Origin of the sequence: Aquirufa nivalisilvae, assembly GCF_004307455.1 — a bacterium.
Taxonomy (GTDB): Bacteria; Bacteroidota; Bacteroidia; order Cytophagales; family Spirosomataceae; genus Aquirufa; species Aquirufa nivalisilvae.
On sequence record NZ_SEWX01000005.1, the window covers coordinates 538818 to 558125 of the forward strand.

10 protein-coding genes are annotated in these 19308 nt (G+C 37.5%); 4 read left to right on the plus strand and 6 right to left on the minus strand.

What is annotated here, in order from left to right:
- Positions 1–3 precede the first annotated feature (3 nt).
- Positions 4–2493 carry a type I DNA topoisomerase gene (topA, locus tag EWU22_RS09225; RefSeq protein WP_130925299.1) on the minus strand — a complete coding sequence of 830 codons (2490 nt, stop codon included), beginning with the start codon at positions 2491–2493 and terminating at the stop codon, positions 4–6.
- A gap of 108 nt (positions 2494–2601) precedes the next feature.
- The gene (locus tag EWU22_RS09230) at positions 2602–4851 is read right to left on the minus strand and encodes a DUF5686 family protein (RefSeq protein ID WP_130925300.1); all 2250 of its coding nucleotides are present in this window, start codon (positions 4849–4851) and stop codon (positions 2602–2604) included.
- A gap of 224 nt (positions 4852–5075) precedes the next feature.
- Between EWU22_RS09230 and EWU22_RS09235 the strand changes: the two genes are divergently transcribed.
- The 3 genes from EWU22_RS09235 to EWU22_RS09245 all read left to right on the plus strand — a co-directional run bounded on the left by EWU22_RS09235 (position 5076) and on the right by EWU22_RS09245 (position 8993).
- Positions 5076–7340: an aconitate hydratase gene (locus EWU22_RS09235; protein WP_130925301.1), complete on the plus strand. Its 2265-nt coding sequence runs from the start codon at positions 5076–5078 to the stop codon at positions 7338–7340.
- Positions 7341–7425: 85 nt separating this feature from the next.
- Complete coding sequence (locus EWU22_RS09240; RefSeq protein ID WP_109323044.1) at positions 7426–8367, plus strand: ribose-phosphate pyrophosphokinase; 942 nt, start codon at positions 7426–7428, stop codon at positions 8365–8367.
- A gap of 59 nt (positions 8368–8426) precedes the next feature.
- Positions 8427–8993, plus strand: coding sequence for a 50S ribosomal protein L25/general stress protein Ctc (locus EWU22_RS09245; protein ID WP_109323045.1), 567 nt, complete (start codon positions 8427–8429; stop codon positions 8991–8993).
- 208 nt (positions 8994–9201) lie between these two features.
- Here the strand turns inward: EWU22_RS09245 and EWU22_RS09250 are convergent, their stop codons facing one another.
- Positions 9202–11370 carry a sodium-translocating pyrophosphatase gene (locus EWU22_RS09250; RefSeq protein ID WP_130925302.1) on the minus strand — a complete coding sequence of 723 codons (2169 nt, stop codon included), beginning with the start codon at positions 11368–11370 and terminating at the stop codon, positions 9202–9204.
- A gap of 66 nt (positions 11371–11436) precedes the next feature.
- Positions 11437–14025, minus strand: a complete 2589-nt coding sequence (locus EWU22_RS09255; RefSeq protein ID WP_130925303.1) for a DUF5686 and carboxypeptidase regulatory-like domain-containing protein — start codon at positions 14023–14025, stop codon at positions 11437–11439.
- A 132-nt stretch (positions 14026–14157) separates the two neighbouring features.
- On the opposite strand from EWU22_RS09255, the gene EWU22_RS09260 reads away from it, so the two are divergent.
- Positions 14158–15360, plus strand: a complete 1203-nt coding sequence (locus tag EWU22_RS09260) for an aspartate aminotransferase family protein (RefSeq protein ID WP_130925304.1) — start codon at positions 14158–14160, stop codon at positions 15358–15360.
- On the opposite strand, the gene trxA is transcribed toward EWU22_RS09260, so the two are convergent.
- Positions 15357–15680, minus strand: a complete 324-nt coding sequence (gene trxA / locus EWU22_RS09265; RefSeq protein ID WP_109323049.1) for a thioredoxin — start codon at positions 15678–15680, stop codon at positions 15357–15359. The two genes, EWU22_RS09260 and trxA, sit on opposite strands and share 4 nt — an antisense overlap.
- 64 nt (positions 15681–15744) lie before the next feature.
- On the minus strand, positions 15745–19308 hold the full coding sequence (gene dnaE / locus EWU22_RS09270) for a DNA polymerase III subunit alpha (RefSeq protein WP_130925305.1): 3564 nt from the start codon (positions 19306–19308) through the stop codon (positions 15745–15747).

Sequence of the window (19308 nt, forward strand, 5' to 3'; positions counted from 1 at the left end):
ATATTACTTTTTTCTACCTTTTTTAGGTGCTGGAGCTTGTTCACCCAGTTCTAAGCACTGTTCTAATGTCAATTCAGAAGGATTCTGATCCTTAGGAATTTTGACATTGCGTTTTCCTATTTGAATGTATGGACCATACATACCATTGACAATTTTTACTTGATCATTTTCTGCAAATTCTTTAATGAATTTATTGGCTTCTAAATTACGCTTAGCTAAAATGATTTCAATAGCTCGTTCAGAAGTTAAACTAGCCAAATTATCTGTTTTACCTAATGAATAGTATTTCCCCGCATGTTTAACATATGGGCCAAATCGACCTTTTCCGGTAGAAATTAATTCATTTTCAAAAGTACCTAGACTTTCCGCTTCAGCCACTTTTTGTGCTGATTCTAACACACGAATAGCTCCAGCCATATCTAAGGTAAATGGATCTTCTATGTCTGGTAAACTAGTAAATTTGCCGTCATACTTAATGTAAGGACCTAATTTACCTGCACCAATAATCAAAGGTTTATCCTCATGAATTCCTACTTCCCGAGGTAATTTTGGACGCTCTAATAAAGCAATAGCTTCTTCTAATGTTAGATTAGAAATGGATTGGTCTTTCGAAAGATTAGCAAAAACAGGCTTTTCGTCTTCTCCAGATTCCCCTAATTGAACGAATGGTCCAAATTTTCCCAAACGAACCGATATTTTCTTTCCTGAAACTGGATCAACTCCCAATTCTCTTCCTCCACCAACAGAACTACGTGAAATCGACTTGCTATCTTCAATGGTTTGATGGAAAGAACCATAAAAATTCTTCATTAATTGCGTCCAGGCTAATTTTCCTTTGGCAACATTATCAAACTCATCTTCCATTTCAGCTGTGAAGGTATAATCCACAACATCTTCAAAATTCTCAACCAAAAAATCAGTAACTAAGGTACCTATATGAGTCGGAAATAGTTTAGCTTTTTCTGTTCCAACAACCTCGGTATTCTTTTGACCAACAATCTCTTGATCTTTTAATATCCACGTTTGAAACTCACGTTCTTTTCCAGCACGATCTTCTTTTACCACATAAGCTCGCTTGATGATGGTAGAAATAGTAGGAGCATAGGTAGAAGGACGGCCAATGCCTTTTTCTTCCAATGCTTTCACCAAACTAGCCTCAGTATAGCGGGCCGCTGGTCTAGAAAAACGCTCCTGGGCCTTTAATTCCGATAAGTCAAGTACTTGACCAATGGATAAAGGAGGTAGCATATCTTTATTTTCATCTTCTTCCTCATCGTCTTTTCCTTCTAAATATGCCTTTAAAAATCCTTCAAAAGTAACCACTTCTCCTTGTGCAATTAACAATTCTGAAGTGCTAGAAATTTGGATTTGAGCCGTAGTACGTTCAATCACAGCCTCTGACATTTGAGAAGCAATGGCCCGTTTCCAAATTAATTCATATAAACGTTTTTCACGTGCATCACCTGATATAGAATTTACTTCAAAATCAGTAGGACGAATGGCTTCGTGAGCCTCTTGTGCACTTTCACTCTTAGTTTTAAACTGGCGAGCATGATGAAATTTAGCACCATAAGCTGCCTCAATGGCTGCTTTTGCCTTATCTCTAGCTTCTTGAGATAACATGGTTGAGTCAGTACGCATGTAAGAAATACGTCCTGATTCATATAATTTTTGAGCAATCTGCATGGTAGTAGCTACCGAGTACCCCAATTTTCTGGATGCTTCTTGCTGTAAAGTTGACGTAGTAAATGGAGGTGCGGGAGATTTCTTAGCGGGTTTCGTTTCTAAGCTCTTGATACTAAAGTCTGCACCAACACATTTTTTCAAAAAAGCGACTGCTTCATCTTCTGTCGCGAAATTCTTAGGTAATTCGGCCTTCAACACCTTTTTGCCAGGCAAATTGAATAAGGCTGAAATTTTATAGGTTCCTACACTTTCGTGCTTTTCAATTTCCTTCTCTCTTTCAACAATTAATCGAACTGCCACTGATTGTACACGTCCTGCAGAAAGACCTTTTTGAACTTTAGACCAAAGAACAGGTGATAATTCAAATCCTATTAATCGATCCATGATACGGCGAGCTTGTTGAGCATTCACCAAATCCATATCTATTTTTCGAGGAGCTAAAATCGCGTTTTGAATAGCCGATTTCGTAATTTCTCTAAAGACAATCCTTTTTGTATCATCTTTTAATCCTAATGCTTCCTTTAAATGCCAAGAAATGGATTCTCCCTCACGGTCGTCGTCAGTTGCTAACCAAACTTCTTCAGATGATTTAGCTAAACTTTTCAATTCTGAAATCACTTTGGTTTTATCGGGTGATATCACATAGGTTGGCGTGAAGTCATGCTCTATATCAATTGCCTTATCGCCTTTGATAGGAAGGTCCCTCACGTGACCAAACGAAGATTTCACCACAAAATCTTTACCCAAATACCCTTCGATGGTTTTAGCTTTTGCAGGCGACTCCACGATGACCAAATTTTTTGCCATTCTATTAAATTGAATAATGTAAACTAAAAAATGACCTCAAATATACTTGCTTAAAATGAATTTCTAGCCAATGATAAAGAAGCAATCAAAAAAAATCTATTTGTTCAATTAATCTGGGATATTACCAATTCGTATTCTTGAATTAAGATTTAAGCGTAATCCGACGTAATTAAATTGACCGTTGATAAAACTTCCAATTGCCTCTAATCGAAATATTTTCAATAAACCATCTAATCCATAACCGACTTCAGAGTATAAAAGTTTTTGATTGTGGATATATACCGTATTGGCAATCAACAATTCTTTCACATAGGACTTTTTCATTCCTAAAATGGGTTTCAACCACAAATTAGAAAACTGAAATAAAGATAATCCTTCCACATAAGCACCAGCAGTACTATATGAATAGTGATTTACATTCAGTCGCTGATTAGCCCCTGATGTGAAATTTTGGTAGTAGCCGACTAGTCGGTGGGACGCCAACATTTCTCCAGCCTGTACCAAATTCATCGTACCATTATAATGCTTAAAATCTACAAAATACTGAGGTGCTTCCCCTATGAATGTACCAGCATTGATGATAAAACCAGATTTTACCCATGGAGAAAGTGCCATATTTTGTAAATACGATAACTCCACCATCGTAAATGGAGCTGATGATTCAGCTACACCTTTCCATCCTGCACGATATTTGAATAAAATAAGAGGAGAAGAGCCCCATTCGCTTTCTCGAATATGGTTACGATAATACTGAGTTAAGAATGGTCTAAATCCTAAGGTAATTTGACTTATAAATGAATTGTGAGTTTGAAATCCATCTTGCTTATATTCCTCATTTTGAGGATTATTCGACGTGAATTTACGGTTCAGGTAATTGAACCAATAATAATCCGTCGTATTATCCATTTGACTTCTGCGCGACCACTCAAAACTACTTTTAAAGAAAAATTTAGAAGAAAAACGCTTGGTGAGAGCTAAATTCCAATATTCTTTGCGATAGATTTTCATTTGATTATTTTTCAACAAAAGTGTTGAAAGGGAATTCATCTCAGGAGAAATGGAATTATCTGGATTCATTTGTTGGACAAAATCCCCTTGAGCTAAGGAAATATCAAATGAATCAGTCTTATATCTCAATTTAATGTATCCCGTATTTCGATTCAAACCAAAGGATCTCCTTCCCAAAAATTCTGCTTCTAAAAATCGATACCTGGCCCAACGTTTTCTAAATACTAATCCAGCGTTAGCAACAAAACCTTCCACCGTATTGAAATTCGAATCAAATACAGGAGATTTATAGTATATCTCAAATGGATAAAAATCCTTTTGTCGAGGACCGTAATAGAACGATTTTGAAAACAGCAATTGATTCAAAGAAAAAGGACTTTTTCTCAACGTATCAATGGATGCTTCTAATAAATTGGAAGTCATAGACCCTTGGAAAAATTGATCTTCTTGGGTATTGTGTAAAACTTCTTCCCGCTTCACATATCGAACGGAGTCCAAAGTAACTAGTCCACTTTGCGGGCGCGATTTCCATTTTCTTAATAATGATTGATGAAAATTACCTAACAATTGGGTTGCAAAGACCTCATCAAATCCTATTTCTGCAATATTTAAACGCTCTTGGGATTGGTTGGGAATTTGAAATCCTGATTCTGCTTTCCAAGTTTGAGGTTTCTGTTGAACCTCTTCTTGTAAAAGAAATTCCCCATAATTGCCCATGAGTCCACCTTCCAATTTAAAGTAAGCTGATTTAGGTAGCCAAGCTTGATTTACCCATTGATGTTGCAAATCCATGTGATAAAGTAAAGCATCAGACTCTACTTGAGCTTCCCAACGAATAATCCAACCCGTCTTACTTAATGTCAATTTACCTGAAAACAACCGATCTCCAGAGGAGGATGGTCTAACGTTAAATTGGTAACCAATTTGACCATCAACCAAGGTATCTCCTTGATAATCATAAGAATAATAATCTCGACCATGATAATTCAAAGGAGAAACGCAATTAGTACCAATGAAATCTTGATAGAAGTCAGGCCAGAAAAATAGGGTAGGCCTAGGGTATTTTTTTTGAAATCCTTTGACATCAATGACCTCATGTATCATTTGATTCAAACTTTTTACATATACTTTAGCATGTGTTTGATTTCCATACCATTGGCCTTCCTGAATTCCTTCATTTTTTTTCAATCGATTTTTAGCTAAGCCAAGAACCTGATTAAAACGACCTTTTTCTTTCGTTATAACCTCCGCTGAAAATTGCCCCATCAACGCACTATGTTGAGGTGCTAATTCCAAAGCCCTATTGATCAAGCTATCCATAGCATTGGTTTTTTGACCGAAGGCTGCCATGCTTCCAGAAAAGAAAACGAGAAAACAAAAAGAAGAAATCTGCTTAAATCTCAAATTGGGCTTAACAATGGTTTCAAAAACGAGAATTTACTCGATAAAAACTCAATTAAAATGTAAAATTCACAAAAAACTGGTGCAAAGGAAATGATATTTACAAAAAGTGGCAAAAAGGTGGCAGTAATCTATTAATTTTACGAACAATTTATTAAAACCAACATTGACTCATGGCCTTTGATATTGAAATGATTAAAGCTGTCTATGACCGCATGCCGGCTAGAATTGCCGCAGCACGTGCATTGACAGGAAAACCGCTTACTTTAACGGAAAAAATTCTTTACAGTCACTTGTGGGAAGGTACCCCTTCTACCACATTTACGCGTGGGGGTTCCTATGTGGACTTTGCTCCAGACCGTGTTGCGATGCAAGATGCGACGGCTCAAATGGCCTTATTGCAATTTATGCAGGCAGGTCGTCCGCAAGTTGCCGTTCCTTCTACTGTACACTGTGATCACTTAATTGAAGCTAAAGTAGCTTCTACAACTGACCTTAAAGTGGCGGTTGACAAGAATAAAGAAGTGTATGATTTCTTATCATCTGTTTCAGATAAATATGGTATTGGTTTCTGGAAACCAGGAGCTGGTATTATTCACCAAGTTGTTTTAGAAAACTACGCATTCCCAGGTGGAATGATGATTGGTACAGACTCCCACACTGTAAATGCAGGTGGTTTAGGTATGATTGCCATTGGTGTAGGTGGAGCTGATGCTTGTGATGTAATGGCTGGTTTAGCTTGGGAATTAAAATTCCCTAAGTTGATTGGTGTTAAATTAACTGGTAAATTAAACGGATGGACATCTGCCAAAGATGTTATCTTAAAAGTAGCAGGTATTTTAACGGTTAAAGGTGGTACTGGATGTGTGGTTGAATATTTTGGAGAAGGAGCTACATCTATGTCTTGCACAGGAAAAGGAACCATTTGTAACATGGGAGCGGAAATTGGTGCTACCACATCTACTTTTGGTTATGATGATTCAATGGCTCGTTATTTAGAGTCTACAGGTAGAGCTGACGTTGCTGCTTTAGCAAATGGCATTCGTGAGCATTTAACGGCTGATTCTGAGGTTTATGCCAATCCAGAAGCTTATTTTGACCAAGTAATTGAAATTGATTTGGATGCATTGGAACCACATGTAAATGGTCCATTCACTCCAGATTTGGCTACGCCTATTTCTAAATTGAAAGAATTAGCGATCAAAAACAACTGGCCTACTAAAGTAGAGGTTGGTTTGATTGGTTCATGTACTAACTCTTCTTATGAAGATATTGCTCGTGCAGCATCATTAGCTAAACAAGTAGCAGCGAAAGGTTTAAAAACTAAAGCACAATTTACCATAACTCCAGGATCTGAGCAGGTACGTTACACGATCGAAAGAGATGGTTTTATCTCGACATTTGATTCCATCGGTGCCACTGTATTTTCAAATGCTTGTGGACCTTGTATAGGACAATGGGCTCGCCCAGGTGCTGAAAAAGGAGAAAAGAACACCATTGTTCACTCTTTTAACAGAAACTTTGCCAAACGTGCCGACGGTAACCCAAATACCTATGCTTTTGTAGCTTCACCAGAAATCGTAACAGCATTAGCTATTGCAGGTGATTTAACTTTCAATCCTTTGACTGATACGTTGACTAACGAAAAAGGAGAACAAGTGAAATTAGAAGCTCCAACAGGAGATGAATTACCAAAATTAGGATTTGCTGTTGAGGATGCTGGATATCAAGCTCCTGCAGCTGATGGATCAGGTGTTCAAGTTAAAGTAGCTCCAACTTCTGATCGTCTTCAATTATTAGCTCCATTCTCAGCTTGGGAAGGAACTGATTTGAAAGGCTTAAAATTATTAATTAAAGCAAAAGGTAAGTGTACCACTGACCATATCTCCATGGCTGGGCCTTGGTTGAAATACCGTGGACACTTAGACAATATCTCCAACAATATGTTGATTGGTGCTGTGAATTTCTTTAATGAAAAAACAGACAATGTTAAAAACCAATTAACAGGAGCTTATGGTGCTGTACCTGATACTCAACGTGCTTATAAAGCTGCAGGAATCGGAACCATCGTAGTGGGTGATACCAATTACGGTGAAGGTTCTTCTCGTGAGCATGCTGCTATGGAACCTCGTCATTTAGGCGTTCGTGCTGTATTAGTAAAATCATTTGCTCGTATTCACGAAACGAACTTGAAAAAGCAAGGTATGTTAGCTTTAACATTTGTTAATGAAGCTGATTACGACAAAATCCAAGAAGATGACAGCATTAATATTGTTGGTTTGAATGATTTTGCTCCTGAAAAGCCATTAACAATTGAATTAGTTCACGCAGATGGAAGCACAGATAGTTTCCCTGTTAATCATACTTATAATGCACAGCAAATTGAGTGGTTTAAAGCTGGTGGAGCTTTGAATATCATTCGTGCATCGATTAAATAAAGTATAAAATTGTAAAAGGGCGCAAAATTCACTAGTTTTGCGCCTTATTTCAGATAAACCAACCATTGTTCCTTAATTTTTCCAGATGGCAGCGATTAATGCAGTAAAAATATTTTCAGGTTCAGCGTCCAATTATTTGGCCAAAGAAATTGCTAAATACTACGGAAAAGATTTGGGTGCAGCCACTACATTGCGCTTTTCAGATGGAGAAATGTCTCCAAGTTTTGATGAGTCTGTACGTGGTTGTGATGTATTTATCATTCAGTCTACATTCCCATCGGCCGATAATCTGATGGAATTACTATTGATGATTGATGCAGCCCGAAGAGCTTCCGCACACTATGTTACCGCGGTTATTCCTTATTTTGGATACTCTCGTCAAGATCGTAAAGATCGTCCTAGAGTAGGTATTGGTGCAAAATTAATTGCCAACTTGTTGACTGCTGCTGGCGCTGATCGTTTAATGACGATTGATTTACATGCCGGTCAAATTCAAGGTTTCATGGATTTTCCAGTGGACCACTTGGAAGGAACGGCCATTTTTATTCCTTATTTGAAATCCTTAGAACTTGAAAATCTAACTTTTGCCTCTCCTGATGTGGGTGGTGTGGTTAGAACAAGAAACATGGCGAAGTTTTTCAACGCCAACATGGTTATTTGCGACAAACACAGAAAACGTGCTAATGAAATTGCATCCATGCAATTAATTGGTGATGTGGAGGGTGCAAACGTCGTTTTAGTAGATGATTTAATTGATACAGGTGGTACAATGTGTAAAGCCGCTCAATTGATCATGGACAAAGGTGCTAAATCGGTGAGAGCAATTGTGACTCACCCAGTTTTATCTGGTAAGGCTTATGAAAACATTTCTAATTCTGTGTTAACGGAATTAGTAGTGACAGACACCATACCACTAAAAGAAGAATGCGCCAAAATTAAAGTTCTTACCGTTTCAGAATTATTTGCAAAAGCAATCGGAAGAATTCGAGATCACGAATCTATCAGTTCATTATTTATTAAATATTAATTTCAACCGTTTTCAGGGGATAGCAAAAAGCGAAAGACTGGAAACTTAACAAAAACAACATGAAAAAATTAGAGATTGTAGGGTATAAAAGAGCGAATCTCGGAAGTAAGGGCGCAAAAGATTTGCGTACTGAAGCTTTAGCTCCTTGTGTATTGTATGGTGGAAAAGAGCAGGTTCACTTCGCTGTTCCAATGATCCTTTTCCGTGATTTACTTTACTCAGCAGATGTTTACGAAGTAGCATTAAACATAGAAGGTGATGTATACCGCGCTATTTTACAAGATGCGCAGTTTCACCCAGTAAATGAAATGATTTTACACGTTGACTTTTTAGAAATTGTTGATAACAAAGCTATCAAGATCGATGTACCTATCAAAATTATTGGAAACTCTCCAGGTGTTATTAAAGGGGGTAAAATGATCCAAAAGTTACGTAAAGTAACTTTGAAAGGATTAGCTGAAAACATTCCTGATTTTGTTACTGCTGATATTTCTGGATTAGATCTAGGACAAACAGTAAAAGTTAACAAATTAGTTGTTGAAGGATGTGAGATATTGAATCCAATGTCTAACCCAGTTGCAACGATCGATATCCCAAGAGCATTAAGAGGTAAATTAACTGCTTAATTCTAGGAATATCTTTCTGATAGAGATTCAAAAAAGCCTTCCAATCGGAAGGCTTTTTTAGTTATTAGTTATTAGAGGATTTACTGAGTATCGAATTGGGGATATAAATTGTTCATTAATTATTAATAAAACACTAAACCCTAATATCTAATAACTAAAAGAGGTCAACCCTGACGGATTGACCTCTTTTAAAATAACTAGATGATACTTATTTCTTAGCTACTACTTTCATCACAATAGGTGCTTTCTCTACATGAGAAACTTTACCATCTGTTTTTGCAATATAAGGAGCAATAACCAAGGAAACGATCGACATTAATTTAATCAAGATGTTCATGGATGGACCAGAAGTATCTTTGAAAGGATCACCCACAGTATCTCCAGTAACAGCAGCTTTATGTGGCTCCGAACCTTTCTTGTAAGTTACTCCATCAATCAATACTCCTTTCTCAAATGATTTCTTGGCATTATCCCAAGCACCACCTGCGTTCGATTGGAAAATACCCATCAACACACCTGATACAGTAACACCTGCTAATAAACCTCCCAATACTTCAGGTCCCATGATAAATCCAACGATAACTGGTACCGATAATGCAATGGCTCCTGGCAACATCATCTGACGAATAGATGCTTCGGTAGAAATAGCAACACATTTTTCATATTCTGGCTTAGCCTTATATTCCATAATTCCTGGAATCTCACGGAACTGACGACGAACTTCATTCACCATTTCCATAGCCGCTTTTCCTACTGCTGAAATACACAAGGCAGAGAAAATGAATGGAATCATACCACCCACAAATAAACCTGCTAACACATCTGCTTTGTAAATGTCGATTTGTGTAATTCCAGAAATACCAACGAAAGCAGCAAAAAGAGCTAAGGAAGTCAATGCCGCAGAAGCAATAGCAAATCCTTTACCCGTAGCAGCTGTTGTATTTCCAACTGCATCTAAATTATCTGTACGCTCACGAACTTCAGCTGGCAATTGTGACATCTCAGCAATACCTCCTGCATTGTCTGCAATCGGTCCAAATGCATCAATAGCCAATTGCATAGCAGTAGTTGCCATCATACCCGCAGCAGCGATGGATACCCCGTAAATTCCAGCAAAGAAATAAGAGAAGTAAATACCTGCAGCTAATACCAAAATAGGTAATACCGTAGATTCCATACCTACTGCCAAACCTCCAATGATATTTGTCGCATGACCAGTACCTGATTTCTGAACGATTGAATCAACTGGGCGTTTTCCCATAGCCGTGTAATATTCCGTAATGATTGACATTAAGGTCCCTACCACAAGTCCCACGATGATGGAATAAAATACATCCATAGCTGTAAAACTAAATCCACGTAATACCAGAGTTTCAGGCAAGATGTTCTTCACTAAGAAATAGGAAGTAACAAACGTAATGGCAATAGATAAATAGTTTCCAGTGTTCAATGCATTTTGTACTGAAGATGTTTCATCTTTAATACGTACAAAGAAGGTAGAAACTAAAGAGGCTAATAAACCTACACCAGCAATTAACATCGGTAATAAAACAGGGGAGAAGCCACCATAGTTATCGCTAACTTCAATTTCCTGTCCTAAAACCATCGTTGCAAGAATGGTTGCTACATAAGAACCAAACAAATCGGCTCCCATACCGGCTACGTCACCCACATTGTCTCCTACGTTATCCGCAATTGTTGCCGGATTACGAACATCATCCTCTGGGATTCCAGCTTCTACTTTACCAACTAAATCGGCTCCTACGTCTGCAGCTTTGGTATAAATACCACCACCAACACGAGCAAACAAGGCAATTGACTCAGCTCCTAATGAAAAACCAGCTAAAACTTCGATAGCCGTTTTCATCTCATTGGAAGTCAGCGCTTGTCCTTGAGCAAAAATCTGATAGAAAGTAATAAACAAACCTCCTAAACCTAAGATAGCCAATCCAGCAACTCCCATTCCCATAACAGAACCTCCTGTAAATGAAACAGATAAAGCTTTAGCTAAAGAAGTTCTAGCCGCTTCTGCTGTACGAACATTGGCTTTAGTTGCCACAATCATACCTATATAACCTGCCGTAGCAGAAAATATAGCTCCAATTAAAAAGGCAACTGCAATAAGGGGAGAAGAGTGAAATCCAGGACCTTCCTGATTTCCTAACCATGCCAATAATATCGCTGTGGGAATAGCGAAATAGGCTAATATTTTCCATTCTGCTTTCAAGAAGGCGATCGCACCGTCTGCAATATAACCCGAAAGCTCTTTCATTGTGTCATTTCCAGCATCTTGCTTCGATACCCAGCTAAACTTCCAAGCCGTGTACAACAATCCTACTATTCCAAAAGCAGGAACTAAGTAAACAATTGAATCCATAAAGTGTGTTTTAGATTATTCCAAAAAAATTTGTTACAAAAATAAGAATTTTGGCATATAAAACAACTAAAAAGGAAATCTAAGCAAGAGCTTGAAGCGCTCCGGAACCCAATTACTCATAGGATAAGCTACCTCTAAACCAAGAAATTTGCCTATTCCCGAAATACCATAGACAAGCTCTTGATATGCCCCTTGATTTACCCCAGCAAGTAATTGAAGTCGATTGTAAACCACATATTCTCGAATCCCATATTGAGTCAAAACATTCCATTGACTCAACATCAATTTCCGAGGTTCCCATTTTACATGCATTTTAAAATGATTATCGGTTGTACTATATGCATAATATGGTAATGCTCGAAACGATTGATCGTTTGCACTTATAAAAATGGTTTGATTGCCATTAAAGTGTGTATAATCTAAAAAATTAGTTGCCGTTTGTAAATATGTGGTATAATTAAAATGAAGATTCAATGTACCTAATCGAGCCAAATTAATGTACTGGTTGTAATCTACATTCAAGCGTTGAAATTGATCATCACCTGTTCCGAATGCATAAATGAAATTAAAGGATGGGCCTTCATTATTATTAATTCGCCGAACGCCATTAAATCGATTCCAAGTAGCTTTGGGTTGCCAACGAAACCCTAATGAACTAGCAAATTGATTACCGCGAGCTGGGATTTGATTCCCCCAAGCTGTATTGGATGGCATATTGGGTTCAAAGTGCTTTTCCTGATCCAACCAACCATGCTCCACTGAATTCGTCAATATTTCCCTATTTCGATATTCAAATAATGAAAGAAATCGTATGCTTGGAGTGAATTGATATTGATAGTTCAAACTCACATAATTCTTTTGGAATAAGCGAACATAATTTTCTGATACTAATAAAGAATAAAACATATTCAAAAATGGTGAAATAGGATTACTACGGTTTATTTGAAAAACATTACTTCCTATTTCTGCTTTCAAATACTGTCGATTTTCATCAAAATTACGCTCCAAAAATACATCACCATTCCAGTTATGACGAGCAAAAGCATATCGCACATTGCCACCCAATGTCAAATAGTTATTTCTACCAAATCGATTTCTATAAGTTAAACTTCGGTCGAGATAAAAGCCATCCACAGCATTAAATCCACCACCGAATGAACTTAGATTCAAACTTTTCCCGATCAAATTCTTTTCATAATTATAAAATTTCCCTGAGAACAATTGGCCAAAATGGAATTTAGGTAAGGCATTGATGGAATCTTTCCTTCGTTTATCTGCACCAGCTATCCATAAACTATCCGCTTCTTTATATCCTACTTTTTCAGCCTCCGTTAGAGGTACTTGTCGTTCTTCTTCCCAAAAGCCTTCCGACTTATTTCTCGACATTGAATCTACTTCAAAAGTATAATCAGAAGTCAAACCATCCATTTTAGCCAAATTCTCTTTTTTCTCTAATTTATCTACCTCCTTCAATACTTCTTTTAACTTCTTTCTAGTAAGCTCTTTACCCAAGGCCTGTTTGGGATCTTTTACTTTCTCTCGATTGATTTCCTTGGCTAATTCCTTATTTAATCGTTCTTCGATAATAGCTGGTTTGACTACAAAAGCTGGATTAACCTTAATTTGATATTGCTTAATTTGGGTGATGTACCTAAAATTGGCTTTGATACCAAATGCATCAAAATTGACTTGTGAATCATATTGAATGGGCATCCAAACACCCTGAAATAAAGCATTTTGCTGTGTAAAGCCATAAGAGCCATTGGGATCTTTAAATCTTAGCTGAAATGAATAAATACTCCAAGTATCTTCTACTACTTGTACCGTACCTTCAAATAAATCATCGTAGCTTGCTCTAGGCTGGACCTGAATCTTACTGATGGTCATTCCATCTTGTGTAAAACTACCTAAATAGGCAAATTTATAGAGTTGAAATGCTTGAGGACCAAAGGGCGACCATAAACTTCCCCATACTTTAGGACGATAAAAATTGGTCTGGGTCACGCGTAAGTTTAATCCTTGATTAATAGCAGCAGGAAGATTATTCCGATTCGAAATCACCTTTTCCTGCAATCGATTCGGCTTTTGATAGCTGATTTGGTTGATCCCTTCCAATACATAAGTGCTTCCCACTTTTACCCCCATTTCCTTTTCAATCTTTTTTCCTCCTAACATTTTGACCAAAGCGCTCACTTCAGTTACCTTGCCCGAACCTTTGACATAAGCTTTGGCTTCATATGCATCTAATTCTTTTAAGTGAAATGGTGCCATAGCAATCATTCGACGCATAATACCAATGGCAGGATCTTCTTTTAAACCTCCCACATTGACTTCTGCTAAGGCTACAGCTTGCTCTTCTAAAACCACATCCAATTTTTTATCTGAATTCGCTGATTCTAATTCCACTGTATAAGTCTTGGGACTATGTCCTAAAAAACGAAAAACCAAGGTATGTTTTCCAATCCCTGTTTTAATCGAATAATTACCTTCTTCATTGGCAGTGGTTCCTTTATTTAGATTCGATACCCAAACAGTAGCAAAAGGCATTATTTCACCTTGCTTGTTTCGAATAATTCCATGAATTTGTTGGGCATTTACGGACGATGCAAAAACGATTAATATAGTTAAAGAGTAAAGTAGTTTTATGGATTTCATATTTAGGGATTTACTACAAAAATAGAATGAGATATTATAAGTAAACTGATTTTATGACAAAGGGTAAAATAAAGTAGTAAGTAGAATTACCAATCCTAACGTAAAGAAGATAAATTTGTTTTTCTTTTGATTATGGCTATTACACATCGACAACTATTTCTTAATCATCTTGCTAAAACTTCTGATGCACCACTAGCTTTAGAAATTGAAAAAGCGGAACATATCTATTTATATGATGTTCATGGAAAGTCCTATATCGATTTAATTTCAGGTATTGCTGTATCAAATGTGGGTCATCGGCATCCTAAAGTAATTTCTGCCATTAAAAACCAATTAGATGACTACATGCATTTAATGGTTTATGGAGAATATATTCAAAGCCCGCAGGTCAAACTTGCAGCAGCTCTAGTTAAATCAACCCAATCCTCAAAATTGAATCAAGTCTATTTTACCAATTCAGGAACGGAAGCGGTAGAAGGAGCCATGAAACTGGCCAAACGATTCACGGGAAGAACTGAAATCATATCTTGCTTTCAAGCATACCATGGGGCTACCCAAGGTGCCTTGTCGCTAGCTGGTGATGAAAATTTTAAGAATAGTTTCAGACCCCTTTTGCCTGATATACGCCACATTCGACATGGAAATCTGGATGATTTGACTCAAATTACTCATAAAACAGCTGCTATAGTCATCGAAATAGTGGGAGGGGAATCAGGTGTGCGTTTAGCTTCCAAGGCTTATTTTAAGGCCTTAAAGCAGCGATGTCAAGAAACTGGTTGTTTATTGATTATTGATGAGATACAAACAGGTTTTGGAAGAACAGGGACATTTTGGGCTTTTCAGGCCATGGATATTGAACCTGATATTTTACTTTCTGCCAAAGGAATGGGAGGGGGCATGCCCATCGGGGCATTTATTGCTCCAGAAGATATCATGCAGACCTTAACTATTAGACCTGTTTTAGGGCATATCACTACTTTTGGAGGTCACCCCGTTTCTTGCGCCTCATCTTTAGCTACTTTAGAAACGGTCTTTGAGGAATGTTTATTAGATGATGTTGAAAAGAAAAGTCGACTTTTTAAAGACCTTTTAATTCATCCAAGTATCAAAGAAGTTCGAGGAATAGGTCTAATGCTAGCCGTGGAAATGGATTCCTTCCAAACTGTTAAAGCTGTCATTGATACTTGTATTGAACAAGGCTTAATCACCGATTGGTTTTTGTTTTGCGATTATTCCATTCGCATTGCTCCTCCATTAGTAATTACAGTAGAGGAAATAAAAATAGCCTGCAACATTTTGCTACAGGCTATTGAACAAGTTTCTTCAAAAAATTAAGCGTGCTTCAATAAAGCTTCAGCTAATACTGATTTTGGTAAGTTTCCACCTACTAAACGCTCTTTCATTTCTCCATTTTTGAAAACCATCAAAGTTGGAATAGAACGAATACCCAAAGAAGCTGGTACCGCTGAATTTAAGTCGACATTCATTTTAGCAACAATCGCTTGACCTTCTACTTCACCTGCCAATTCTTCCACTACTGGTCCAATCATTTTACATGGGCCACACCATTCTGCCCAAAAATCCACTAATACCGGAGTATCAGAACCTATTAACTCTTGAAAATTGGCATCAGTAGCCTCTACGTATTTTCCCATGATTTATTTATTATTAAGATTCAAAATTAACATTTTTATTATTTCTATTGGATAAACAGGCTAATTAAGATATCAACTTTACTGTAATATTCTCTATTTCAGCCAATTCGTCCATTAAAGACTTTTCTATATTCAATTGCATTTTACGCGACATAAAATCAAGTTGCAATCTTTCAACCTCATCATATACCTCGATCACTAGCTTTTTATTTCCCTTATGTCTTTCTAAGGTTTCTAGTAAATAATCTAGTGAAGTTTTGTTTAAACTATGTAAGTTCAAAGAAAGTTTCATTTCCTTGGTCCTCGAAGACAAAATTTCTGATAATAGCTCAATGGATTGAATTTTGAATGCTTTTTGATCTGAATAAGAGTTTTTATTTTTATAAACTCCTTGTATAAATAAAAGCCTATCGAGTCCTATAAATCGTTCAAACTCAATATAATCCTTAGCAAAAAGAGCAAACTCGGTGGTTCCCGTAAAATCTTCCAAACTGAAAATCATGAATTGATTCCCATTTCCAGATGTTCTCACATTCATTTTGGTTACAATACCGGCAAATGACTGTACATTTCCACCTTTTAATTCCAATTGAGAGACACTAGAATTACAGAAATTATTGATTTCTATTCGGTATTCATCCAATGGGTGTCCTGAAATATAGACACCTACCACTTCTTTTTCATTTTTCAATTGCTCCATCACTGACCAAGGCTCGGCAATTGGTATTCTAGGTTTGGCTATGTCATTGCCTGTTCCAGCACCTAATTCGCCAAACAAAGACTGGGTAGCGCTAGCTTTTAACTCAGCCATGCGTGAGGCATATCTGACAATCTTCTCAATAAAAGTGGTATTCTCTTGATCCACATAAAAATAATGGGAGCGAGGTATTTCTGAAAAACAGTCAAAAGCTCCGGCGAATGCCAAGGATTCTAAACTTTTTTTATTTACCTGACGCACATTGATTCTTGAAACAAAATCAAAAATATCGGTATATTCTCCATTTTTAGCCCGCTCTTCCACAATGGCATCTACGGCTGCTTCACCCACACCTTTGATGGCACCCAGACCAAAACGAATATGCCCCTTTTTATTAACCGCAAAATACCTTTCCGATTCATTTACATCTGGAACCAATAATGGTATTACCATGCGTTTACATTCGTCCATGAAGAATGTTATCTTCTCAATATTTCCCAAGGAATTGGAAAGTACCGCGGCCATGAACTCAGAAGGATAGTTTGCTTTCAAGTATCCCGTTTGGTAAGCCACTAAGCCATAGCACGTTGAGTGCGATTTGTTAAAGGCATATTGAGCAAATGCTTCCCAGTCAGTCCATATTTTCTCCAATCGATCGGCAGGATGTTGATTAGCTTGTCCACCTTCCATGAACTTACCCTTCATTTTATCAATCGTAGCCTTATCCTTTTTACCCATGGCCTTTCTCAAAACATCCGCATCACCTTTGGTGAAATTGGCCAATTTCTGAGAAAGCAACATCACCTGCTCTTGGTAAACCGTAATACCATATGTATCACTTAAATACTCTTCCATTTCTGGCAAATCGTATTCAATCTTTTCCCTTCCATGCTTACGAGCAATGTAATTGGGAATATAAACCATAGGACCTGGTCTAAACAAGGCATTCATGGCAATCAAATCAGAAAACTGATCGGGCTTTAAATCTTTGAGGTGCTTTTGCATCCCAGGAGATTCAAACTGGAAAGTACCATTGGTTTCAGCCCTTTGATACAATTCAAAAGTTTTTACATCATCCAGTGGAAGACTGTCCAAATCAATGATGATTCCATGATTTTGCTTTATTAATCGGATGGCTTCTTTTAAAATGGATAAGGTTTTTAAGCCCAAAAAGTCCATTTTAATTACACCCGCGTTTTCGATAACAGAACCATCAAATTGGGTAATCAATAAAGTGACGTCTTTCGATGTGGCAACGGGTAAAATATCTGTTAGATCATTGGGGGCTATGATGATACCCGCCGCGTGAATTCCTGTTCCTCGAACGGAACCTTCCAAAACCAAGGCATTTTCAATAACCCGAGAGGCTAAACCTCCATCGGCCTTAATTTGCCTTAATTGCTTCACTTGCTCTAATTCCTCACTCGATAAATTTTCTTTATCTGCCAAACTGCCATCACCCGTTAATGGTGCATTAATCACACGTTCCAGGGATATTTTCGGCTTATCTGGCACCAATTTGGCCAAAGCATTGGATTCAGAAAGAGGCAAATCCAATACACGAGCAACGTCTTTAATGGACATTTTGGCAGCCATAGTACCGTAGGTGGCTATATGTGCTACTTGGTTGCGACCGTATTTCTCGACTACATAATCAATAACTTTTTGTCGACCTTCATCGTCAAAGTCCGTATCTATATCGGGTAATGACTTACGATCTGGATTCAAGAAACGTTCAAATAGCAGATTGTACTTAATGGGATCGATATTAGTAATACCTAAACAATATGCCACTACGGAACCTGCTGCAGATCCACGACCAGGGCCCACATAAACACCCAAATCCTTACCTGCATTAATGAAATCGGCTACAATTAAGAAATAACCCGCAAATCCCATGGTCCGAATGGTATGCAATTCAAAACGCAAACGCTCTTCAATCTCTTGATTGATATCCACATAACGCTTTTTAGCGCCTTCCATGGTCAAATGTTCTAAGAAATCATCCTGACTTAAAAAGGTGCTTGGAATTTGAAAATTGGGTAATAGCACGTCCTTTTTTAATTCCAAGGTTTCCACTTTACCAACGATTTCATTGGTATTGTCTATGGCCTCAGGAATGTGTGACCATAATTGGGTCATTTCCTCCGTCGTCTTGAAATAAAATTGATCATTATAAAAAGCAAAACGCTTTCCTTTCATGTCAAAATCTCCTTCTATATCCTTGTAAGTAGGAGTGGACTGCTTTTCTCCTGTATTGATACACAATAAAATATCATGTGCATTGGCATCTTTTTGATCCAAATAATGGCTATCATTGGAAGCAATAACTTTCACATTATATTTCTTGGCAAATCGCAACAAGACTTCATTGACGGTTTGTTGCTCTGGAATATGGTGATTCTGTACCTCGATGTAATAATCTTCTCCAAATAAATCCAACCACCATTTAAATTCCTTTTCGGCTTCAGCTTCTCCAGCACGCAAAATAGCTTGAGGGACACTAGCTCCTAAACAACAAGTGGTAGCAATCAAGCCTTTATGGTATTTCAAAACCAACTCTTTATCTATCCTGGGATATTTGGAATACATGCCTTCCATAAATCCTAGAGAACATAATTTCACTAGGTTTTGATACCCTTCAGGATTTTTAGCAAGAAATAGTTGGTGATACCTTTTATCCTTTTGCTCTTTAGTAAAGCTTTGCTTATGACGGTCTGTCACTAAATAAAACTCACACCCCACAATCGGTTTTACTCCCTGTTTGCCTGCTTCGGCAACAAATTGAAATACTCCAAACATATTTCCATGGTCTGTAATAGCCACCGCTGGCATATTGTCAGCCTTGGCTTTTTTAAACATAGAAGATATCTTGGACGCACCATCCAAAAGGGAAAACTGAGAGTGATTGTGCAAATGCGAAAACTGCAT